The 22,141-nt window shown below is 63.4% G+C and carries 14 protein-coding genes; 4 read left to right on the top strand and 10 right to left on the bottom strand.

Annotated features, from left to right (window positions below):
* Nucleotides 1-787 precede the first annotated feature (787 nt).
* The 3 genes from JHD73_RS10525 to JHD73_RS10515 all read left to right on the top strand — a co-directional run bounded on the left by JHD73_RS10525 (nucleotide 788) and on the right by JHD73_RS10515 (nucleotide 5,420).
* Nucleotides 788-1,258, top strand: coding sequence for a hypothetical protein (locus JHD73_RS10525; RefSeq protein ID WP_199030236.1), 471 nt, complete (start codon nucleotides 788-790; stop codon nucleotides 1,256-1,258).
* A gap of 224 nt (nucleotides 1,259-1,482) precedes the next feature.
* Nucleotides 1,483-4,452, top strand: a complete 2,970-nt coding sequence (locus JHD73_RS10520) for an ESPR-type extended signal peptide-containing protein (protein ID WP_199030235.1) — start codon at nucleotides 1,483-1,485, stop codon at nucleotides 4,450-4,452.
* 275 nt (nucleotides 4,453-4,727) lie between these two features.
* Nucleotides 4,728-5,420 carry a response regulator transcription factor gene (locus JHD73_RS10515; RefSeq protein WP_199030234.1) on the top strand — a complete coding sequence of 231 codons (693 nt, stop codon included), beginning with the start codon at nucleotides 4,728-4,730 and terminating at the stop codon, nucleotides 5,418-5,420.
* Between the two features lie 104 nt (nucleotides 5,421-5,524).
* On the opposite strand, the gene JHD73_RS10510 is transcribed toward JHD73_RS10515, so the two are convergent.
* The 9 genes from JHD73_RS10510 to JHD73_RS10470 form a co-directional block, all read right to left on the bottom strand.
* A complete protein-coding gene (locus tag JHD73_RS10510) occupies nucleotides 5,525-8,521 on the bottom strand; it encodes a hybrid sensor histidine kinase/response regulator (protein ID WP_199030233.1) in 2,997 nt (998 codons plus the stop codon).
* Between the two features lie 328 nt (nucleotides 8,522-8,849).
* Nucleotides 8,850-9,383 carry a fimbrial protein gene (locus JHD73_RS10505; RefSeq protein ID WP_199030232.1) on the bottom strand — a complete coding sequence of 178 codons (534 nt, stop codon included), beginning with the start codon at nucleotides 9,381-9,383 and terminating at the stop codon, nucleotides 8,850-8,852.
* 2 nt (nucleotides 9,384-9,385) lie between these two features.
* Nucleotides 9,386-12,160: a fimbria/pilus outer membrane usher protein gene (locus JHD73_RS10500; RefSeq protein WP_199030231.1), complete on the bottom strand. Its 2,775-nt coding sequence runs from the start codon at nucleotides 12,158-12,160 to the stop codon at nucleotides 9,386-9,388.
* Between the two features lie 186 nt (nucleotides 12,161-12,346).
* On the bottom strand, nucleotides 12,347-13,093 hold the full coding sequence (locus tag JHD73_RS10495) for a molecular chaperone (protein WP_199030230.1): 747 nt from the start codon (nucleotides 13,091-13,093) through the stop codon (nucleotides 12,347-12,349).
* A 70-nt stretch (nucleotides 13,094-13,163) separates the two neighbouring features.
* Nucleotides 13,164-13,739, bottom strand: coding sequence for a fimbrial protein (locus tag JHD73_RS10490; RefSeq protein WP_199030229.1), 576 nt, complete (start codon nucleotides 13,737-13,739; stop codon nucleotides 13,164-13,166).
* Nucleotides 13,740-14,036: 297 nt separating this feature from the next.
* The gene (locus JHD73_RS10485; RefSeq protein WP_199030228.1) at nucleotides 14,037-14,681 is read right to left on the bottom strand and encodes a response regulator transcription factor; all 645 of its coding nucleotides are present in this window, start codon (nucleotides 14,679-14,681) and stop codon (nucleotides 14,037-14,039) included.
* The gene (locus JHD73_RS10480) at nucleotides 14,678-16,120 is read right to left on the bottom strand and encodes a sensor histidine kinase (protein ID WP_199030227.1); all 1,443 of its coding nucleotides are present in this window, start codon (nucleotides 16,118-16,120) and stop codon (nucleotides 14,678-14,680) included. The genes JHD73_RS10485 and JHD73_RS10480 overlap by 4 nt, the downstream gene beginning before the upstream one ends.
* Before the next feature lie 342 nt (nucleotides 16,121-16,462).
* Nucleotides 16,463-17,356, bottom strand: a complete 894-nt coding sequence (locus JHD73_RS10475) for a LysR family transcriptional regulator (RefSeq protein ID WP_199030226.1) — start codon at nucleotides 17,354-17,356, stop codon at nucleotides 16,463-16,465.
* Nucleotides 17,357-17,410: 54 nt separating this feature from the next.
* Nucleotides 17,411-18,070, bottom strand: a complete 660-nt coding sequence (locus JHD73_RS10470; protein ID WP_233176885.1) for a cysteine hydrolase family protein — start codon at nucleotides 18,068-18,070, stop codon at nucleotides 17,411-17,413.
* Between the two features lie 534 nt (nucleotides 18,071-18,604).
* On the opposite strand from JHD73_RS10470, the gene JHD73_RS10465 reads away from it, so the two are divergent.
* Entirely contained in the window at nucleotides 18,605-20,644 is a 2,040-nt protein-coding gene (locus JHD73_RS10465) for a TonB-dependent receptor (protein WP_233176884.1), read from the top strand.
* 8 nt (nucleotides 20,645-20,652) lie between these two features.
* Here JHD73_RS10465 and JHD73_RS10460 read toward each other — a convergent pair whose 3' ends face one another.
* Nucleotides 20,653-22,125, bottom strand: a complete 1,473-nt coding sequence (locus JHD73_RS10460) for a sensor domain-containing diguanylate cyclase (RefSeq protein WP_199030224.1) — start codon at nucleotides 22,123-22,125, stop codon at nucleotides 20,653-20,655.
* Nucleotides 22,126-22,141: the final 16 nt, after the last annotated feature.

Genomic DNA, 22,141 nt, shown 5'->3' with positions numbered 1-22,141 from the left:
TTGCCGAACTGCTCAAGCAGCTTGGCTGGAATCGCCGGCAGCTCGACCGGCTTGGTCTTCGGTTCGCGAGGCATAAACCCTCCTTGAGGGCATGTTATGCCTTGAACACGAAATTACTGACAGGCCCAGCCAGCCCGAAGGCTGCTCCGCCCGGCCCGCCGTAAAGAAGACGCGCGTGAGCGTTCTCGGACAGCAACTGTCCGCCTTGAGTATGGTCGGGTTTCCACGCCCGGCTACCGTTGGTGCGGCAGCGATCGCAATTATAGCGATGCACGCGCCGCTCGGATTCCGATTCTTCGATGCCACACGGACGCGGCCCGACGTCGCCCCGCCACCCTCCGGCGCTGGACCTCCAACCTCCAATGCCGCACCTAAAACCTCCGCAGCCGGACCTCCGCACCTCCGGCGTCGGACCTTTTAGCTCCAGCGTCGGACCTTTTAGCTCCAGCGTCGGACCTCTGACCTCCGTGCACACACCTTTTAGGTGCGAAGGCGGACGTTCAGACCTCCGGCGTCGGACCTTTAACCCCCGGCGCCGGACCTTCAACCTGCGCGCATGCACCTTTTAGGTGGAGCGCCGGACCTCTTGGACTCCATCACCAGAGCTTTGCGCTGCGTCGCCGGACCTCTGACCTCCGCAGGCGCGCCCTCGGGCGCCACCGGCATAGGAGTTTTCGGAAAATGCGCCCGAAACCGGCCCCAGGCCTTGCGATACGCCGCGTTGCCCGCCACTCTCGCGCGGTCATGCCGGTTGGCATGGCGTATCTGCATTTCACCAAGGAATCCAATGCCACAAAACCTGATCTCATTTGCGCCCAGCACCGCAGACCTCGCCGCCATTGACGGCGCGCTCAAAACGCTGGAAGACAAGTTCGTCAGCCTGATTGATCTGTCGACCGAGCAGCGCGGCGCGCTCGTCAAGATGGGCGACAAGTCCGAAGCCTTCTGCCGCAAAGCGGTCGAAGTGCTTGCCGCCAACCCCAACGTGCTGCCGCCCAACTTCAACGTGGCAGAAATGCGGCGTGACCTGGCAGGCTTCGATACGCTGCGCCCGCGCATGGTCCGCTTTGAAAAGCTCTACGAAAAGATGCGCGACTCGCAGCTCGCACTCGGCAGCGATGTGATGAGCGCCGCGCTGGAGGGCTACGCCCTGCTGAAGGTGGCGGGCAAGGGTGAAGCGCTGGATACCGCGCGTAAAGCCCTATCGGTGCGCTTTAGCAGCCGCGCGGTGAAGAAGGAAGAGGCCGCAGCCCTGTAACGCAGCGCCGGCACTGCACTAGCGCCGCATTGGCACCCCAAGGCCCTCGCCCCAGCGCGAGGGCTATTGCTTTGGGCCCGTGCCTATCGGTGCGTTGCGCGTAACGCAAAACCAGCCGCCCGAATGTGCACATGCACAAGTTTTAAGACAATTCTCATTCTGCCAAACCCGCCCGCTCCCTAGCATGACCTTGTCACCTACACCAACCTCAAAGGAACAGGGATATGAACAAGGTTTATCGCAGCGTCTGGAACGCCACCACCAATACGTGGGCAGCGGCGGCCGAAACGGCCAAGTCGCGCTCGAAGGGCTCGGCGCGCGTTGCGCGTACTGCCGTGGCAGCCCTGGTGCTGGGCGGTGCTTCGATGAGCGGCGCGTTTGCTACGGAAGTGGACGCCACCGAAGAGGAAGAAAGGACCCAGGCGACCGTGAGCCTGCGTCAAGTGCAGAGCCCTGGTACGACTGGCATGCAATCGATGGGGACCCAATCGATCGGCACACAATCGATCGGCACCGCAGCCGCGCTGGATGACACCCTCATCAAGGTGAATAATCTCATCACCCCCCCTGTTAGAGCGGCCGACGCCGTTGGTAGCGGATCTATTGCAATTGGCCCCGACGCATCCGTTGGGAACTCCTATGGTGTGGCGATCGGGGCTAGCGCTAAAGCCGGTGCGGAAACGGGCAATACAAAAAGCTACGCAACGGCACTGGGTACGGGTTCAGTAGCCTCGGGAGCCAGTTCCACTGGGGTGGGGATGAGCACAAAGGCCTCTGCCGACAGCACATTTGCCGGCGGTGCGTACGCATCGGCAACTGCCGCCGCCTCTACTGCTCTCGGCGCCAACACGCGCGCCACAGGTAATTACTCCATCGCAATCGGCGGTGCGCTAGGTTCCGACGCAAACGGTGGGCGTGGTGCTTTTGCCAACGGAGCCAATAGCGTCGCCATTGGCGTGGTGAGTGAAGCGCGAGGTCGCAACTCCGTCGCCTTGGGCGCCAACAGCCTCGCTGATCGCGACAATACGGTGTCCGTAGGTGCGGTCAACAACCGTGATGGGAACACCTTCACCCGGCAGATCGTCAACATGGCCGCCGGTACGCAAGACACCGATGCCGTGAACGTGAGCCAGCTCTCGCCTGTGGTGGCGGCACTGGGCGGCGGCGCCACCATCAACCCGGATGGCTCGGTAACCGGCCCGACCTACACGCTCGCCAACGGCGGTACGCAAACCACCGTGGACGGTGCGCTGAATGCGCTCGATGGTGCGTTGACCACGGCCAACGGCAACATCGCACGCAACACGGCTGACATCACCAACATCCGCAACGACATGGACAGCGGCTCGATTGGTCTGGTGCAGCAAGCCGCCCCAGGTGCAAACCTGACGGTGGGCAAGAACACCGATGGCGCAGCCGTCGACTTTGCCGGCACGGCAGGCGCCCGCAAGCTGATCAACGTGGCCGATGGTGCGGTCTCGACCATCAGCAAGGAAGCGATCAATGGTTCGCAACTGCGTACCGTGTCGGACAGCGTGGCTTCGATCATTGGCCCAGGCACAACGGTCAACCCCGATGGTTCGATCTCGACCCCGGGATTTACCGTGGGTGATGGCCACGGCGGCACGACCACCGTCGGCACCGTGGGCGGTGCGGTGGCGAACCTCAATGACCGCGTGACGGGCAACGAAACGTCCATCACGGACATCCGCAACGAAATGAGCAGCGGCTCGATCGGGCTGGTGCAGCAAGCAGGTGCCGGTGCAAACCTGACGGTGGGCAAGAACACCGATGGCGCAGCCGTCGACCTCACCAACAACGCGGGCGAACAGCGCAAGCTGATCGGCGTGGCCGATGGTGCGGTGTCGACCATCAGCAAGGAAGCGATCAATGGTTCGCAACTGCGTACCGTGTCTGACAGCGTGGCTTCGGTCATCGGCTCGGGCTCGACAGTCAACCCCGATGGTTCGATCTCGGCCCCGAGCTTTACCGTGGGTGATGGCCACGGCGGCACGACCACCGTCGGCACCGTGGGCGGTGCGGTGGCGAACCTCAATGACCGCGTGACGACCAACGAAGGCGACATCACCAACATCCGCAACGACATGAACAGCGGGTCGATCGGGCTGGTGCAGCAAGCGGGCGCAGGCGCTGAACTGACGGTGGGCAAGAACACCGATGGCACCGTCGTGAACTTTGCTGGCACGGCGGGCGACCGCAGGCTGACTGGCGTTGCCAACGGCACGGCCGACAACGATGCGGCCTCGATCGCACAGCTCAGGGCCATGGGCCTGTTCGACCCGAACGATGGCCGTGCGCTGGCTGCGGTGGTGTATGACGGCATCGACCTGAAGAACGTGACGTTGGGCGGCACAGGCGGTACGTACCTGAACAACGTTGCACCGGGTCTGATCGCTGCGGGCAGCATGCAGGCAGTCAACGGTAGCCAGTTGTTCGATCTGGACCAGAAGCTCGAAGGCTATTACTCCAGCCTGGACGGCCGCGTGGGTGCCATCGAAGCCGGTGGCGCTGATGGCGGCTCCGGCGGCGGCGGTAAGGGCCCCGGTGACTCCAGCGGCTCGGGCACGGGCAGCACGCAGCTGGGCGCGGGCGCAGATGCGTCGGGCAGCAACAGCTCGGCCATCGGCAACGGTTCAACTGCTTCGGGTAGCAACAGCAGCGCCGTTGGTCAGGGTTCGAGCGCTTCGGGTTCGGGCGGCACGGCTATCGGCCAAGGTTCCAGCGCTTCGGGTTCGAGCGGCACGGCTATCGGCCAGGGTTCGTCTGCAACGCACAACAACTCGGTGGCATTGGGTGCAGGCTCGACCACGGATCGCGACAACTCGGTGTCGGTGGGTTCTGCCGGTGCTGAGCGTCAGATCACCAACGTTGCGGCCGGTACGGCCCCGACCGATGCGGTGAACGTGCGCCAGATGAACAACGCCGTGTACAGCGCACGCCAGGATGCAATGGGTGGTGTGGCTGCCGCGATGGCGGTGGCAGGCTTGCCGCAGTCGTCCATGCCGGGCCGCACGTTCATGGCCATCTCGGGCAGCACGTACGGCAGTGAGTACGGCACGGCCATCGGTGCGTCTTACATGACCAAGGACGGCAAGTGGGTTGTCAAGGGTGCGGTGAACACCAGCAGCCGCGGTGAAGTTGGCGCGGTGGTGGGTGGTGGCTTCTACTGGTAAGCCGCACAACCAGCTCTAGAACGCACAGAAACCGCGCTGGCCTCCGGGCTTGTTCATGTTCCGCCTCCAGAGGGGAGGCCGGCGCGGCGGGTGGACGTTCACATGAGGGAAGGGCTCCGGGCAACCGGGGCCCTTTTTTTGTGCACCACGTTTGACATGGTTTTCAGACGCTTCCGCTAGGCACGCCCTGCCCCACGCCATAGAGTCGAGGCTCCCTCCTCAAGGCCCGTCCCTTCGCACGCGCTGCGGCGATCCGACAATTGGCGATCTGCCTCATGAATCCTGTCCTGATACGTGTTGCGGTGGCGGATGACCATTCGGCCATTCTCTTCGGCGTCAAACATGAATTTGCAGCCAGCATGGCGATTTCGGTCGATGGCCTGGCGCGCGATTCGACGGGTCTGATCGACCTGCTCGACCGCGCCCCCATCGACGTGCTGGTGTGTGACTACGCCATGCCCGGTGGCCGCTATGGCGACGGTATGGCGCTGCTCACGTTGATCCGGCAGCGCTATCCGCATGTGCGCATCGTGGTGCTGACGATGCTTGAAAACCCCGCGATCCTGCAGTCGCTCATGGCGGAGGTGCGCTGCATCGTGAGCAAGTCTGACTTGATGAGCCACTTGTCGCTGGCAGTGCATGCGGCGTTTGTCAACGGCCGCTATGCCTCGCCCGCCATCGAGAAGCTCTTGCGCACCATCAAGCCGCCCCGGCGCGGTACGTGCGATGCGGCAACGCTGTCGGGGCGCGAGCTGGAAGTGGTGCGGCTGTTTGTGTCGGGGCTGACAGTCACCGAGATTGCCGCACAGCTGCATCGCAGCAAGAAGACGGTCAGCACGCAGAAGAACACGGCCATGCGCAAGCTCAATATCGCGCGCGATGTGGATCTGGTGCGTTATGGCATGGAGACGGGGATCATTCCGGCGGTATCGCGCGGCTCAGTCGACGGGCCTTTGGGCGATTCGTAACGGCGCGTCGCATGCATCAAGCGGGCGGGGAAGCGAGGGAAGCGGGCCGCGCGGCGCTGCCGCCCTCGCCCGCCAACGTTTGAGCCACCCCCACCCAGCCGTGCTTATACGCTGCGCATTGTGAGTACGTCTTGTGTCAGCGCGGCGAGCTTTTCCAGTGCGGGCTGGAGGGCGATCAGGTCGTCACCGCGCTGGGCCTGCTGCTCCATCTCTGCGCAGGCATCGGAAACCGCCGGTTCGTGAATCATCGCGTACGTGCCTTTCATGGCGTGCAGGTCACGCAGCACGGCGTTGCGATCGTCGGCCGAAAGCGCCACGCGCAGGGCGGTGAGTTGCTCCTGCGTTGACCGGGTGAGCGCGGTGAGGACGGCGTCCGGCAAGCGCCCTTCACCAATGCCGGCACGCGGTGCTGTCTTGGGCGCCTGAGCCGCGACCGCCCTGGTGCGCAGCATGCGGCGCAGCGTGGCGTCAAGCGTGTTGAGCAGCACCGGCTTGACGAGCACAGCATCGATACCCTCTCGCATGCAGCGGCGGTGCTCTTCCACTTCAGCATGGGCGGTCAGGGCGATGATCGGTATCTTCGCGCCCTGCGCACGCAGACAACGCGCCAGCCCGTAGCCGTCCATGCCGGGCATGTTGAGGTCGGTCACCACGATGTCATAGGGCTGCTCGACAAAGCGGCGCAATGCATGGCCACCGCTATCGGCCATGTCAACGCGGTAGCCGAGCGCTTCCATCTGCATGCGGATCAGTTCACGGTTGGCAGCCTGGTCGTCAACGGCCAATACCCGTACGTTGGCCGGCAGGCTGTCGGTGCTTGCCGCGGGCGCTGCGTCGTTGCCGGCTTCGGCACCGGCGTCAGCAGCGGTGGCGGCAGTGGCGGTAGTGGCAAACGGCAGGGTGACGGCAAACCGGCTGCCCACTCCGGGCGTGCTTTCCAGCGCAATGGTGCCGCCCATCGCATCCACCAACCGGCGGCACAGCGCAAGCCCGAGGCCGCTGCCACCAAACCGGCGCGTGATGGTGGAATCCGCTTGCACGAAGGGCTCGAACAGGCGCGCTTGCTGCTCGGCGTTGATGCCGATGCCGCTGTCGATCACGCCAATGGTGATACCGGTCTTGCCTGCGGCTTTGTCATTGGCGCGCAGCTCGATCCGCACCGCGCCCTTGTCAGTGAACTTGATGGCGTTGCTGAGCAGGTTGGAGGCAATCTGGCGCACGCGCGTCGGGTCGCCCAGGTACGCGGGCGTGACGCTGTCGTCAATCACGCAGTCGAACTGCAGGCCCTTTTCCTGCGCAATGGGCGCGAAGATGGCCGCAACCTCGCGCACCACTGCCACCGGGTCAAACGGGATGGACTCAATCGACAACTGCCCGGCTTCGATCTTCGAGAAATCCAGCACGTCGTTGATGATGCCCAGCAGCGCGTTCGACGACGCGGCGACGGTCTGCAGCCGGTCGCTCACGGCGGGCTGCAATGGCATGCGGCCAACCAGTTCCAGGTTGCCGAGAATCGCGTTGAGTGGCGTGCGGATTTCGTGGCTCATCGTTGCCAGGAAAACGGACTTGGCGCGGTTGGCGTTGTCCGCCGCCTGCTTGGCCTCTCGCAATGCCAGCTCGGTGCGCTTCTTGTCGGTGACGTCGGTAAAGGCGGTCACCAGCACGTTGGTGTTGCGATAGCGCGCGGGCGCCAGGCTGACGGCCAGGTCGACGTGGCCACCATCTGTTGTGGTGAAGGCCAGGTCGTCGTCTCGCACCACGCCCGCGCCGCCACGCTGGGCATAGCGCTGTGCAATCTCCGCGGACAGGGAGGGTGCGTGGGCGATGGTCTTGCTGGCCACCTCGTCCATGACGGGGCTGCTCAGCATGGGCTCGCCGGTACGGGCGTCGATCACACCCAGGCCGATCGGCGCCAACTCAACCAGCATCCGGTTCAGGCGCTCGGTTTCAACCACGCTCTCGGAGCGTTCAAGCATCGGCACGAACACACGGCGGTTGAACCACCACAGCAGGCCCCACAGCGCGGCGATCAACCCCGCCGTGAGCAGGGTCGTGGCGCGGATCTGCGGCCAGATGCCGGCCAACACATCCTGCAGGGTAATGGCATACACGATCCGGCCTCCCGCCAGCCCAGGCGGTGAGCTGATCGTGAAGATGCCGTTGCTTGCGCGCTGCAAGGTCATCGCTTTCGCGGCAGCGGTCTCGCGCACGGCGGCCAGTACATCCGGGCGTGGATCGTCGCCGTTGCTGGTCGTGATGGGGGTTCCGTTGCGGCTGAGCACCACGAACGTGCCGTGGAATCGCTGCGTCGAAAGCCGGCCCAGCACGGCAGATGTCGGGATCTCGCACACAAACACGGCAAAGGGCTTGCCACGATCATCCAACCCATAGATCGACATGCGGGTCGACATTACCCCTGTCAGCGGGTTGCGATACGGCGTGAGCCAGCGCACGGTGTGCAGGCCGGTGCCGGGGTCGTGCAAGGTGGCGGGCGCGATCGGCCCATCGGCGTCTTGCGTCAGCGCCCCAAAGAGTGCCTGGCGGTTTGCCGTTGCCGTGTCGAGCCTTGCCTGATCCGGCCAGGGAAACGGCGACACCGCAATGAAGTCGTTCGACGGCGTATAGAAGTAGGTGCTGAGCCGGTAGCCCTGAATGCTGGCGGTGGCGGCCAGTGTGCGCGACACGCCGTTTGTCATGGCGATCAGTCGGTCAAGCTCGGGCACAGGCGTTTGCGGCGTGATGCTGGCGAACAAAACAGCATGCAGCCCACCGCTGTGTTGCTGCACCAACTGCCCCCCGCCGGCACGAAAACGTGCAGCTTCATCGGTTGAGGTGGTTGCACGCTGGTTCCACACCAGCTCAGCCAGGTAGACCGTGCTGCGCACAATGGCCTCTGCCTTCATGACCTCACTGGCCATGCGCTCGCCCTCGACCTGCAAGTTGCGACGTTCGCCGTCAATGTGTGCACGAATGATGGACGCCACCGCAATGCCGAACGTGAGCAGCGCCATGACAGTGAGGACGATGCCGCCGCCAAACAGCGCAGAACGCCGAAAGCGGCGCATGGCCGAGAGCACGGTGGACGATTGGGCGTTAGGCATGGCGTGGCGACCCTTTAGCGGCGCGAGATATTGCGCGCTATCTTACGTGAGCCTAAAGCAAGCAACCCGCTGCGCAGATGCCAGCGGGTTGCGCCTGTGTAGCGCCTGTGTAGCGCCTGTGTAGCGCCTGTGTAGCGCCTGTGTAGCGCCTGTGTAGCGCCTGTGTAGCGCCTGTGTAGCGCCACGACGCGCCACACCATGATCGGAAGCACAAGGCGCACCCAAAAAGAAAAGCGCCGGCGTTGAAGGCCAACGCCGGCGCATCCGAACCGCTGAAACGAAGGGGCGACACAAATCGCCCGCACGCGTGCTTCCCTAGCCGCCCTTCCTAGTTGTACTGGATCGCAAATGTGATATTGGATTCGACGGAGCCACTTGAAGCGCGCTCTCCAACCTGCCAATAACCCGCCCGCAGGGGGAGCGTTATCTGATCGCCTGTGACGGTGGCTGTCCGTTGGTTGTTGGTGCCATCGGCACCGATCGTTCTGCCATCGCTCGATTGCAGCTCGATGGCCACGCCGGGTGCATTACCAAGGTTGTGGTAGCGCAATCTATCGGTGGCGTCGGGCGTTCCTGAAAAGGTGAACGTTGCGCTGACCATCCGGACGGCGCAGTTGGTTAGAGAAAGGCTGAAGGTCTTGAGCCCGGCCACCTGCCCCTGCCTGAGTTGGGAAACGTTGATCGGATCCAAGAGGACAGCGTGGTCGGGACCATCGATGCCCCATTGGCACGTTCCCGCAGTCAAACTCCCGGTCACACTCACGGCGGACTGCGCCAAGGCGGCCGAAGACGCGCCGCCGCACAGCGCCAACACCGCCAATCGGAGCCACAACGTACGGATCGACGAATAGCTTTGTCGCATGGTTAGCCCTGCATTTCAGTGCGCGGTGACGGCGTCGACCGCATGGAAGAGAAACGTGCCTTTGTCAGCATCGCGCCATGGGGCTGCGGTGCCTGACTGAAGGCCTTGGAAAGATTCACTGGCTGCACCACGGGAGCAGCAGGCTCGCAAACCGCATCAAAGCGCTCAAACCCGCTCGCTGCCGGCTTGTCTGGCAGTGTCACGTTGATTCGACAGCTGTTTTCCGCCCCTTCGCCCCAACGCACCGTCAGTGCCCCCGAAGCCAGCAAGCCTGTGGCGATCACGCGACTGGCCTGCCCGACCACGCCAACGTTCGTACCTTGATCGTCCACCACTTCCGCACCGAAAGGCAGCGGCTGCCCGTCTGGCTTCTGGCTGTCGATAATCACGGCACGTCCGGCCTTGGTCTCATACGTCAGCTTGACCACCGAGCCCGCGCGCGGCGCGACGCTCACCGTGGTTGACTTCAATTCCGCACCAGCGGCCATCCCCTTGGGGTCAAGCGTGATCGTATTGAGCTCGTACGGATTCAGGTTCGAGACAACGGCGTAGCCTTTACGGTCGACAACGGCGCCCTGGCCGTTTTGCACACGCGCCCCGGCAGCATCGGGGGCATACACCAAACCAATGGTGTCACCCAGCGTCGGGGCGAACGTCACGCCACCACCGTGGACAACGAGACCACCCGACGCACCAACGCCAACCTGGCGATACCCGTTGCCTTGGCTGTAGTTGGCCCCGACCTGGCCGTAGGCGCCGTTGTATCGGGTATTGGCGCTCAATGCCGAGCTGCCGTCGTTGCGGCCCGCGGTCAAACCGTAGCCGATGCGCTGGTCTTCACCGGCGTTGCCAGACAGGCTGACCTGGCTGCTGTTGCCGTCTCGATGCGACTGGTTGTAGGTGCCCGAGAGTGTTGGCGAAGTCGGCTTGGAGCCGAGCGGGATGCTCACGGTAAAGAAGAGCCGCGTATCCCAGCGGGAATCGATCGTTGGCGAGGGCGAGTCAATCGCACCGGGAATCTGGTTGAAATCGCCCCAACGCCCCACGTTGGCAATCGACTCACGCGTACGTTGCGCGGTAATGCTGTAGGTCAGGTTACGCCACCGGTTTGAATATCCAATGGTGTAGTCCAACTGACTGCCGCCACCCGCCCAGTAGTTGCGCATGGAGGCCGACACGTTGAGCGAGCCCGCCTTATCGCCCAGAGACTGGGCGAGGTTCAAGTCGACACGGCTGCGCTGACGCAGCACGGTATCCGTCGGCAAGCCACGTGCCGCTGCGTCACGAACGGCGACCATATCGCTCAACCCCACGAATCCGCTGGTGGAATAGCGATAGGCCGCGACTGCCAGGTTCGTGCCGGTATTGACAATGTTCTTGTTGTAACCCACGCGCACCGAGACGCCATCGGACGAAGGCTGCCCCGATACCGACTGATGCGCCTGCGTGACGTCCAGCGAGAACGCACCAACATCGGTGTTCACGGCACTACCCGCGAGCACCGAACGATAACCCGAGGCCAACGTGACACCACCGTAGGCCGTCAGGATGTTCGAGAGGCCGCGCTGGTACGTACCCTGCAGAATATTGGGCGCGTCCTGCAGGTTCAACCCGTTGACTTTACCGACGGTGGCGCTCCACCGGTCGATGCCCGGACGGAGCAACTGGGTAACCGTTGAGAACGGGACGACGAAGCGCTTGACGCGCCCATCGGCCTCGATCACTTCTACATGAAAATCACCGCCGTACCCGGTGGGGTACAGGTCGTCAATCACGAACGGCCCCGGGGCCGCATTGGTCTCGTAGATCAGATACCCATTCTGGCGAACCACCACGCGCGCGTTGGTCTCGGCAACGCCGCGCACAACCGGGGCAAAGCCACGCTGCGACTGCGGCAGCATGCGGTCTTCCGTCGCCAGGCGCACGCCACGCACGCGCACGCTGTCAAACAGTTCTCCGGAGGTAAACAGGTCACCAGCCGTGAGCTGCTCTCGCCATGCCGGCAGGTCGTGTTGAAGGTAAGTCGCGGCGGATTGGTAGCCGGACCCACCTTGAGACGATACATTCAGCGCGCCCTGGTGATAGACATGCCAAGACCCTTTGTGCAGGGCGGCATTGAGCCCCAGGTACCCGCTGGAATAGTTGGTGCCGCCATTGTTCGTGTAGGCGTTTGCGTTGTAGCTGACGGTTGCGGCCGTCGTGCCGGCATCCCATTGCGATGGGTCGACATAGCCGCGGGCATTGCGTTGCTCGTAGATCTGGGGAACCGTGAGCGTCAACTCCTGACTGCCCATATCGAAGCTCACTGTCGCATCGGGAATATAGCGACTCAGGGGTGCGCAAAAACGCCCTTCCGGCAGCCGCTCGGCCTTACCTTCTGCCGCCGCCATTGCGACTTTCCAGACGTCTACGCCGTAACGCGACAGCGATTGCGCGTCGAGGCACAGCTGCGTTTCCTGCGATCCGGGCTCCGTTGCAAACGTCACGTCTTCACGGGCGCGCCATTGCTGATTCAGGACCACGTCGGCACGATAGGTACCGGGCGTGATGTAGCCGCTCTTCTCGAAGCGAGAGATGTCGACCTGGCTGGTTGTCCCCTTTGGAAAGAAGTCAGGGTCGAACGTCACGGTGCCCGAGGCTGCGGGAGCCGCGTCGGTCTCTGTTGGCTCGGCATAGGCCTTCGGTGCCAGTGCCGCAGCGATCATCGCAGACAGCACGTAGCCACGCGGCAGGCCCAACGCTCGCGCATGTTTTGTCATGGCGTCACGAGACAACATTCTTACCTTCTCCAGATAAAAAGCAGCAGGCGGCCTTACCGCCTCATCAGAGGCGGCTTGAGCCATAAAACTTTGGGGGAAATGTTGGGGGAATTGCCGGCGTTTGTTGCTGCCCGACACGCGGAAACAGCTACCGGCGTAACCGCCTCGTCAGAAGCGGCCCCCTCGATGACTACCGAGAAACGATCAGCGTGTGAGCGGTGCTTGCTTCTGGACCAGCGAGCCGTAGTCAGTAATGACCGTGAAATCGGCCTTGATTTCGCCGGATGGGGTATGCGTTACGCCCTTGAGCGGAAGCACCGTGCTCTGCCCAGGCGCCACCATGCCGCCGTCGCCCTCCATGGTTTTACCGTCGGCATCAATGCCAACCCGCGCAAAGTTGACATGGTATGGCGTGGGATTGGTCACCTGCAGCGCCAGTTCTTTACCTGCCTCAGCGGGCATCAGCTTCCAGCTGAGCTTGTCTGCAGCCTGGTCAACGTCACCTGCCAGCTTGACAGGGCGGAAAAACAGCTTGATACGCGTACGGAATGCAAACTGCAGCCTGTTGCGTCCGTCCTTGTTATCTGCCTTGGGCGGAACTTCCAATACGTTCACCCAAAACAGCGATTCCTTATCTGTCGGCAGTGGTTCTCCGGTGTACACCAGGCGCACAGCCTGCCCTTTTCCTCCGTCCATGCGGAAGATGGGCGGTGTCACCGTAAATGGAACCTTGGCCGAATCAGGTGTTGATTTTTCGTCGCCGTCATCCAGCCAAACCTGAACCAGTGCGGGGATCTTGGCCTCGTTGCTCAGTTTGACCGTGACTTCTTTTTCATCGGCAGGGTAGACGATGCGCGTACCACCAATGACAACGGTAGCGTCAGCGCGCGCCGCGAACAACCCAGCCACAACCGCCACACTGGCTACAACATTACGCAACACATTGTTCATCTTTGGTACCTCGATTCGTTGATAACAGCACCGGTGTTGCATGCAACACCGGTACCTTTACAGCGGCGACTTAGTTGTAAGTCACGCCGTATTGCACGCTGGTGTCAACCAGACCAGGCGTTGCTGCGCCCGTGGCGTAGTACTGAGCGCCCAGCTTGATTTCGGACGTGTTGTTGGCGATTGCCGGGCTATCGACCACAGTCGCCGGGCTGGCCAGATTGAGCACACCAGCAGCGGTGCCGTTCGTCATCTGGATGTTGGTGTTGGTAGCCTGATCCGCCAGTGCGTTGGTCAGCGTGCCGGTAGCGGCGTCGATACGCGGGCTGGCAACGTTGAACGACAGCTTGGCAACCTTGCCGTTGACGCACGAGCCTTGGCCCGGGCCGCCGATGATCAGGGTGAATGGCTTGTGGTTGGCGTGGTCGCCAGGGTTTTGCAGGGCGGTTGCAGCAACCGGATCCAGCGCCACGCCAACGTTACCCGTGCCACCGTCGGTGCCAGGACCGCCGGTGATCGTGCAGGTTGCGTCGGTCACGGAACCGGTGACACGGATCGTGCCGCCGTTGGCAGCTTGAGCTTGAGCGTTACCCATCACCAGAACGCCTGCGGCCAGTGCGATGGCGGAAGCAAACTTGATGCTCTTCATGAGAATGATTTCCTACTTATAAATAAACATGTTTACTCATCAACGCGATGAGACCTGTGTTCACAGCCCCACGACAAACTGTGTGATAGGCAGCGATCAACAGACACAAGCTTATTGATGACAGCCCTCATAGCGAATGAGATTTGTCTGATATCTGGACGCTGTCAGCACACTGCCTGACGTGTTGGCGCATGTTAGGAACGACGGGGGTAACAGGCCATCGGAATCGGCCTAATTTGCATTGAGAACTGTGTGCCTTCCTGCAACCTGGTGGTCGCGCGAGGACGACGCTGGCCCTTACCGTGCAGCGGCCGCGTCCTGCCCCATGGCGTAGGTACGCACAAGCTCAACCACGGAACGCGTCTGCAGCTTGTCGAACACATTGGCACGATAGGTCTCCACGGTGCGTGGCGACAGGCCGCCAAGATGACGGGCAATCTCCTTGTTGCTCAGGCCATTCACGATGCCGTTGAATACCTCTCTCTCGCGCATGCTCAATGTCGCAATGCGCTCGGCCCGTACCTGCTGGGCGTCGTGGCTATCGCTTTGCCGGCGTCGCGTGCGGATCGCCTGCTGGACCACGCCGATCAATTCGTCGTCATCAACAGGCTTGCGCAAAAAATCGAGCGCGCCGCCTTTGAATGCGCGGCGGCAAGAATCGATGTTGCCGTGGCCGCTCATGACGATGATCGGCAAGTCGTAGCGGCCGCTCACTTGATCCAGCAGATCGAGACCGCTCATGCCCGGCATGCGAATGTCGAACAGCGCGCAGCCGAGCACGCTATCGCCCGCATCCGCCAGGAAGGCGTTGGCATCAAGGTAGCAACGGGTCTGCAGGCCGACCGTGCGCAGCAGCAGTGCAAGGCCTTCACGCACGGCCGCGTCGTCGTCAACGATGGCGACGACGGATGTCTCGATCTGCGTGTTGGGGGTGGCTTTCATGCGGACGCCTCTGCGAGTGGAAGTGTCAGTACCGCCTCGGCACCGCCGGATGGCAAGTTCTGCAGGGTCAGGGCGCCGTCCAGGCGCTGCGCAAGCGTGTCGCACAGCGGCAGGCCAAGGCCCAGCCCGCCGGAGCGGGTCGTGAAGAAGGGTTCGAACAGGCGCGGTGCCACATCCGCGGGCACACCCGGGCCGTTGTCGACAACGCTGAAGCGGTAACGCTGCCCGACAGCGCCGCCACTGACGCGAATCTCGCCGCGCGTGCCATTGCGCACCGTGGCCGCAAGGGCATCGCGCGCATTGCGGATCAGGTTGTACAGAATCTGCTCCACGGCGACCTGCTCGCCGAGTGGTTGCGCGCGCGGTGCGGTGTTGTTCCACACGAGGTGGATGTTGTCGCGCGCCAGTTCATCGCGAAACAGGAACAGCAGCGTGCCCATCAACGTATCGGTGTCGATGGCGCTGCGTTTTCCCGCCTGCGTGGATGCGACGCCAGCGCGCAGCCGATCCAGAATGGCTGCCGCCCGCTTGGCCTGCGCGACACTGGTCTGCAGCGCCCGGCGCACGCTGTCCCGCTCGGCCGGCATGTCGAGCATGCGTTCGGCAGCGCGGGTGTGCGTGATGATGGCAGTCAACGGTTGGTTGAGTTCGTGCGCGAGGCCAGCGGCCATCTCGCCAAACGTATCCAGTCGGCCAAAGCGATCAATACGGGCCCGCGCGTGCTCGCGTCGATGGACTTCCCGCAGCCGCCACATGCCCGCTGCGCCCAGCGCGATCAGCACCGCAACGGCATTCCAGAGCGCGATCGGGAGCCACGGCAGATCGGCAAGCGTCAGGGTGCGTGTGGTATCCAGCACGAAGGCCTGCGGTTGCGTGGGGAGGTGCTTTTCGAGGTGGAGCGTCCAGCCCGGCTGTGCCTCTGAACGGGCACGTTGCAACAACCTGAATGTGTGATCTCGCAAACGCAGCGCGGCGGACGACACCGAATCCGGCCAGTCACCCGCGTCAAGCATCTGCGACGGCTCGACACGCACCGCCCAGCCACGCTCAGCGACGACCCAGTACGCCTGCAAACCATCAAATTCCAGCGCGAACTTCCCATTGCTGGCATGGGCGGGCGCGGCCGTCGGCATGACGCCGCCCACCCCTTTCCATCCTGCACCGGGGGTCCAATGGGCGATGGCTGTGACTTGTGGCATGCGCTCGCGCAGGCTGTCCAACATGTTTCTCGGAGGTGCCGAAAGCGGTGTCGCCCCCAGCGTCGCCAGGATCGCCTCGTGTTGCGCGGCCCGCTGGCCGAGTTGCCGGATGGCGATGCTGGAGTCCTGGAAAAAGCGGTTGTATGCCTCTGAAGCGGCGCGCGAGATGATCAGCGCCATGCCCGCCAGGCTCAATGCAAGCCAGGCCAGTAACAGGATGGCGCGGGCGGGAATTTTCATGGGTGGGATGGGAGTTAGCTGGTGTTGCTCGCCGTCTTGGCCACGGTGCCCCCAGGATTCAGCCCTCTGGCCGCAAGGTGCGCGCCGCGCAACGCACGCGGGTTCATCCTTCGTATCACGACGAGGATGGCAATCGGACGGTGGCCGTCATTCGCCTGGCAAGGCGGACAAACCGCACGGCGTCTTCACATGCAGAAGCATCGAAACGGAGCATCAGGTTGCGCCCGCGACCGTGGCCGGCCCCGCGTCACAGTTCGACACGCGTGCGAATGTACCGACCGGCTGTGGCTGGGCGAATCGGAAAGGTCTGATTCCGCATGGTTGCGGCGAGCCGGGTGCCGGCTAGCGTGCGCGGTAGTGCTCGCTCATGTAGTCGACAAAGGCCCGCACCTTGGGGGCCACATGACGCGTGTGTGGATAGAGCGCGTAATAGAAGCGCTTGCCGAGCGTGCAGCCCGGCAGAACATGGACCAAGTGCCCACGCGCCAGCGCCGGTCGTACGGTATTCCACGTAAAAGCGGCAATGCCGACGCCCGCCAGCGTGGCCGAATAGGCGGCGGTAATGGCATCGGTCATGAGGCGCCCTTCCAGTGGGAGGTGGACTGCCTCGCCCCGCGCGGGTTCGATCACCCACTCGGTGGCTGTCTGCGAGCCGGAAAAGGCGATCAGCTCGTGCTGTGCGAGTGCGTGCGGCGTGGCCGGCAACCCATGCCGGGCCAGATAGACCGGTGAGGCGACCAACACGATATCGGATTCGACCAGGGTTCTCGCGACGAGGCTGCTGTCGCCCAAGGGTTGGCTGATCCGCAGCGCAAGGTCAAAGCCGTCGGCAACGAGGTCGACCATCTCGTCGCTGCACGACAAATCGAGGCGGATGTCGGGGTAACGCGTCTGGAAGGCCGGCAGCCAATCGTCAAGCTCCAGGGTGCCGATGGCCAGCGGCACGCTCACGCGCAATGTGCCGGCCACACGCTGGTGCTCATGTGCCATGGCCTGCGTGGCGGCCTCCACACGCGCGAGGATGTCGATGCAGGCTTCGTAGTAGCGCTGCCCCGCGGCGGTCAGCGAAAAGCGCCGCGTTGTACGGTTGAGCAATTGCACGCCCAGCGCAGCTTCAAGATTCTTCAGTTGCCGTGAGACGGAGGAATGCGTGCTGTCGAGGCGCTCCGCTGCGGCGGAAAACCCTTGTGCCTCGACGATGGCGCAAAACACGCGCATTGCAAGCAACTGGTCCATAGGCGCGAATGCAGCAAGCGGGCCTGCGCCCGCTTTGTGCATCAAGAAAGTGGATTAGCGCAGCGGCAGACGCTCGATCTCCGCCGTCTTCATGACATAGCCGAACGTGTCTTCGACTTCAGTCAGTGCAGCGCGGTGGAGGTCATCCTTGTTGATCTTGTCGCCATTCGCACGGGTGATGTCGCGCGTGGCGGAGGCGTCGGATGCTACCACGACGTTGTAGCCCAGCGGCGCTGCGTCACGCGCGGCTCCGGCCACGCAAGCGTGGGTCATCAGGCCGGCAATCACAAGGGTCTTGATGCCGCGAGCCTTCAGCTGCTTGTCGATATCGGAGCTGGCAAACACGCTCACGGTGTCCTTCTTGACCAGGATGTCGTTCGCGCGCGGCTCCATGCCGGGCTGGAACTTCACGGTGTCGCCGTCCGCGGCAAACACGGCAGAGCCGGCGGGGGTGACGTGCTGCACCTGGAACACCGGCATCTTGTTCTGGTCGGCAAAGGCAATCAGCTTCTTGGCATTTTCAGCGGCCTTGGCCCCGTCCGGAATCGGCATCTTGCCGGTTGAGTATTCCTTCTGGAAGTCGATCACGATCAGCGCCGTCGTCTTCGGGTCCAGATGATCCAGCGTGCCCACGCCCGCCATGGCGCGGATGGTCGGATGCGGGTTGGGTTGCGCGGCAGAAGCGTTGGCAACCACGGCAGCCGTGAGCGACATGCCGGTGGCGAGCGTTTTGATGAAATGGAAGAGGCGGAAGTTCATGGCGGCTCCTGAGGAGAAAGTCAGGAGCGCAGTCTGTCAGCGTGCGTCGCTCAGGACCAGACCACCTGGGCGACAGGATTTGTGCGCGGTCTGCACAAGTCGCCGCCCGCACCGGCATGGTTGGAACACGTGGGCGCCGCTTGCCAAACGGTCCTACGGCAGCGCCTGCCCAAGTCAAGACCTTTCACTCGGCCGGCGCGGGCGCCATTATGTTGAGAATTCTGACTCCGCTCTACCCCACTTCCGGTGCCGCCACCGTTCCTATACCTCTGATACGCCTTCTGGTATCCACATAAGCCACCCCTCAGACAAGCACAGCGGACCGGCATATGCCTTGCATACCCGGCACCCGCTTCAACCATCACAACCCAACACCCGGGGAGACTGCGCGACATGCGGCGCATGGGAATCACGTTTTCGGCACGGCTGCGATCGCCGCGCCTGCTGCACACCTTGTTGGGCACCGCCCTTCTGCAACCGCTGGCCGTGATGGCGGGCGGCACACAGCAGAACGACCTGGCGCTGGATGCCACCGTCGTACATGCACCACAAAGCGGCACGCGCACCGATGTCGACACGGCCAATACAGGTTACGTGTCGCGCGCGCAGCTGGAGAGCCGCCCGCTGCTGCGCCCCGGCGAGCTGCTGGAAACGGTGCCCGGCCTGATCGTCACGCAGCACAGCGGCGATGGCAAAGCCAACCAGTACTTCCTGCGCGGCTTCAACCTGGACCACGGCACGGATCTGTCGACCACCGTGGCGGGCATGCCCGTCAACATGCGCACGCACGCGCATGGGCAGGGCTATACCGATTTGAACTTCGTCATCCCGGAGCTGCTGAACGGTATTGCGTACCGCAAGGGGCCGTACTTTGCGGAGGAAGGCGATTTCTCAGCGGCAGGTTCGGTACGCATGGACTACATCGACCGCTTTCCTGATGGGCAGCACGGCATTGCGCAGGCAGAACTTGGCGAGCACGGCTACAAGCGCGGGCTGCTGGCTGGGTCGACGGATTTGCCAACGGGCAGCCTGCTCTACGGCTTGGAATGGCTGACCGAGAACGGCCCGTGGGTGGTACCCGAAGGCGTGCACAAGCTCAACGGCGTGCTGCGCTACGCCGTACCGCTGGGCGGCGGCGAGCGCTTGCGCTTGACCGGCATGGCCTACAAGAACGCGTGGCAATCCACCGACCAGGTGCCGCAGCGCGCGATCGACCAGGGGCTGATCTCCCGCTTTGGCGCCATTGACCCGACGGACGGCGGTGCAGCATCGCGCTACAGCCTATCGGCCGATTGGTTGCGGCCGCTGGGCGATGGGTCCGTCACCGCCAACGCCTACGTCATCAAGAGCCGGCTCACGCTGTTCTCCAACTTCACCTACGCGCTGAACAACCCGGAACGCGGCGACCAGTTCATGCAGTTCGAGAACCGCACTACGGCCGGTGCCAACGCCGCACGCACATGGTTCGGCACCCTGGCCGGGCGCGATAGCGAAACCGAGATCGGTACGCAAGTCCGCTATGACCGGCTGGACCCGATCAGCCTGTCGCAGACTGAAGCACGCACGCCGTATGCGCTGGTGCGCAGCGACACCGTGAACGAAACCAGCGCAGCACTCTACGCGCGCAACAGCACGCAGTGGACTCCCTGGCTGCGCACCGTGGCCGGCCTGCGTGCCGACCAGTTCTGGTACGACGTAGGCAGCAGCAATGCCAGCAACTCCGGACGCGGTAACGATCACATCCTCAGCCCCAAGCTGAGCGTCATCCTGTCGCCCACCACGCAGACCGACGTGTTCTTCAACTGGGGACGCGGATACCACAGCAACGACGTGCGCGGCGCCACCACCACAGTCGACCCGAGCACGGGTGGCCCAGTGCAGAAGGTGAGCGTACTGGTGCCTGCAGTGGGGTATGAGGCCGGCGTGCGCACGCGCAACGTGCTGCCGGGCCTGCAGCTTTCGGCGTCGCTATGGCGGCTGGATATCGGCTCGGAGCTGGTCTTTTCGGGCGACAGCGGCACCACCGAGCCCAGCCGCCCGAGCCGGCGCACGGGCATTGAACTGGCCGCGTACTACACACCCCGGCCTGATCTCATCATCGATGCCGATGCGGCGTTCTCGCGCGCCCGGTACCGGGACCATGAAGCCGTGGGGGACTACATTCCCGAAGCCATTCAAACTACGGCATCGGCAGGCGTGTCCTGGGCGGTTGGCCGCTGGACGCTGGGAACGCGGCTGCGCTACTTCGGCCCGCGCCCGCTCATTGAAGACAACAGCGTGCGCTCGGCGTCGTCGTTCCTGGTCAACCTGAAGGCGGGTTATCGCATTCGCAAAGACGTGCGCGTGTTCGTGGAAGTGCTCAACGTGTTCAACAAGCGCGCGAACGACATCGACTACTACTATGCATCGCGCCTGAAGGGGGAGCCCTCACCCGTTGATGCCGACGGCGTACCGACCGGCATCCAGGACCACCACATCCACCCCGCCGAGCCGCGCACGTTGCGCGCAGGCATCGCCTGGAGTTTCTGACGCGCGCCCTACGCCGGCCGGCCGCCCTCGTGCTGAACGCGCTTGTCTTCGTACATGGCGGCATCGGCCTCGCGCAGGGCGTCTTCCAGGCGGCCCGCCTCGTGACATGTCGCGCAGCCCATCGAGAAGCCCAGCGCCGAGCCTGAATAGAACTGGTTGTTGAGTTCGACCAGCTTGCGCAGGCTTTCCATCAACGTCAGGCCGGCATGGGTGTCCGCACCGGGCATGAGCACGGCAAACTCGTCGCCGCCGATTCGTGCGGCATATGACGGCTTGTCAACGGCCTTGCCGAGCACCTCGCCGGCGCGGCGCAGCAGTGCATCACCCGCGGCGTGGCCGAGTTGGTCGTTCACAGTCTTCAGATCGTTCAGGTCGATCATGATGACCGTCACGGGGAACGGCCCCTTGCGCTCCAGCCGGTTGACCTCGTCCACGTAGAACGAGCGATTCTTCAGCTTGGTCAGAACGTCGTGCTTGCCGAGGTATTCCAGGTAGGACTCGGCTTTCTTGCGGGCGGTGATGTCGGTCAGCGCCAGCAGCACCTTGTTCCAATCCTGCTCGCGCCCCGGAAACACGGAAAACTGCAGGTGGATGTTCAGGGGGTTGCCGTCCAACGCGTAGTTGACCACCTCGCGCTGCTGGAAGAGCTTGCCCTCCCACAGGTCGATCAACTGCTCGCGAAAGTGCGGGCGCATGTCGTCGCGAAACACTTCGGGCAAGCGACTGAGCAAATCGTTGCGGTTGCGCGCCTTGAACATCTCCAGCGTGAAGCCGTTGACGTCCAGCACCTGAATCTCCTGCATGCAGCGCTCGACAAACTCGGGGTGCACGTCGGTAAAGGTGCGGAAATCCGTGATGCCCTGCATGCGCACGTCATCCAGCAGGGTCTTGATGGTGCTGAAGTTCTCAACCCAGAGCGAAACAGGGGCGTGCTCGAACACGCCCTGCGCATAGAGCTGGCTGGCGGCGACGCGGCGGCGGGCCTCTTCCAGCTCGGTGATGTCGTCTACGGCCACGAGCACGCGGTCCCACGGCTGGTCGTGGTCGGGCAGCAGCACGCCCTTGAGCAGGATATCGAGGCGACGGCCGTCCAGCGTGTAGTTGACGCTGCGGCTCTCGAACGATCGCTCGCCAGACCACATCTGCACCAGTTCACCCACGTGGGCCTCAAGCATGTCGTCGCGCAGGACGTCGGCCAAACGGGCGGTCAGGGTCGCGGCGTCCGGGGCGGCGTACATCGACAGCGTGCGCTGGTTCACACGCAGCACCTTGATACAGGCAGAACACGCCGCCACGCGCGATACGTCCTCTTCCAGAAAGCGCTGCAGGTCGGTCACCCCGGCTTCTCGCCACTTGGCGAACAAGCGATGGAGATCGCTGTAATCCTCCAGCCAGAGCGAGGTGGGAGTGACATCGAAGAAGTCGATCAGGTCGACCCCGACGGCAGCCGGGCTGCTGACGCTATCGGACGCGGATTGCATGAAACGCTCAACGAGA

Source organism: Ralstonia sp. ASV6 (assembly GCF_016429285.1).
In the GTDB taxonomy this organism is placed as follows: domain Bacteria; phylum Pseudomonadota; class Gammaproteobacteria; order Burkholderiales; family Burkholderiaceae; genus Ralstonia; species Ralstonia flaminis.
Note: the sequence above shows the minus strand (reverse complement) of the source record. Positions and strands in the feature narration are given on the sequence as shown.

Coding starts and splice junctions, on each gene's coding strand:
- JHD73_RS10525 (WP_199030236.1), top strand. CDS start 788: ATGCCACAAAACCTGATCTCATTTGCGCCCAGCACCGCAGACCTCGCC.
- JHD73_RS10520 (WP_199030235.1), top strand. CDS start 1,483: ATGAACAAGGTTTATCGCAGCGTCTGGAACGCCACCACCAATACGTGG.
- JHD73_RS10515 (WP_199030234.1), top strand. CDS start 4,728: ATGAATCCTGTCCTGATACGTGTTGCGGTGGCGGATGACCATTCGGCC.
- JHD73_RS10510 (WP_199030233.1), bottom strand. CDS start 8,521: ATGCCTAACGCCCAATCGTCCACCGTGCTCTCGGCCATGCGCCGCTTT.
- JHD73_RS10505 (WP_199030232.1), bottom strand. CDS start 9,383: ATGCGACAAAGCTATTCGTCGATCCGTACGTTGTGGCTCCGATTGGCG.
- JHD73_RS10500 (WP_199030231.1), bottom strand. CDS start 12,160: ATGTTGTCTCGTGACGCCATGACAAAACATGCGCGAGCGTTGGGCCTG.
- JHD73_RS10495 (WP_199030230.1), bottom strand. CDS start 13,093: ATGAACAATGTGTTGCGTAATGTTGTAGCCAGTGTGGCGGTTGTGGCT.
- JHD73_RS10490 (WP_199030229.1), bottom strand. CDS start 13,739: ATGAAGAGCATCAAGTTTGCTTCCGCCATCGCACTGGCCGCAGGCGTT.
- JHD73_RS10485 (WP_199030228.1), bottom strand. CDS start 14,681: ATGAAAGCCACCCCCAACACGCAGATCGAGACATCCGTCGTCGCCATC.
- JHD73_RS10480 (WP_199030227.1), bottom strand. CDS start 16,120: ATGAAAATTCCCGCCCGCGCCATCCTGTTACTGGCCTGGCTTGCATTG.
- JHD73_RS10475 (WP_199030226.1), bottom strand. CDS start 17,356: ATGGACCAGTTGCTTGCAATGCGCGTGTTTTGCGCCATCGTCGAGGCA.
- JHD73_RS10470 (WP_233176885.1), bottom strand. CDS start 18,070: ATGTCGCTCACGGCTGCCGTGGTTGCCAACGCTTCTGCCGCGCAACCC.
- JHD73_RS10465 (WP_233176884.1), top strand. CDS start 18,605: ATGGCGGGCGGCACACAGCAGAACGACCTGGCGCTGGATGCCACCGTC.
- JHD73_RS10460 (WP_199030224.1), bottom strand. CDS start 22,125: ATGCAATCCGCGTCCGATAGCGTCAGCAGCCCGGCTGCCGTCGGGGTC.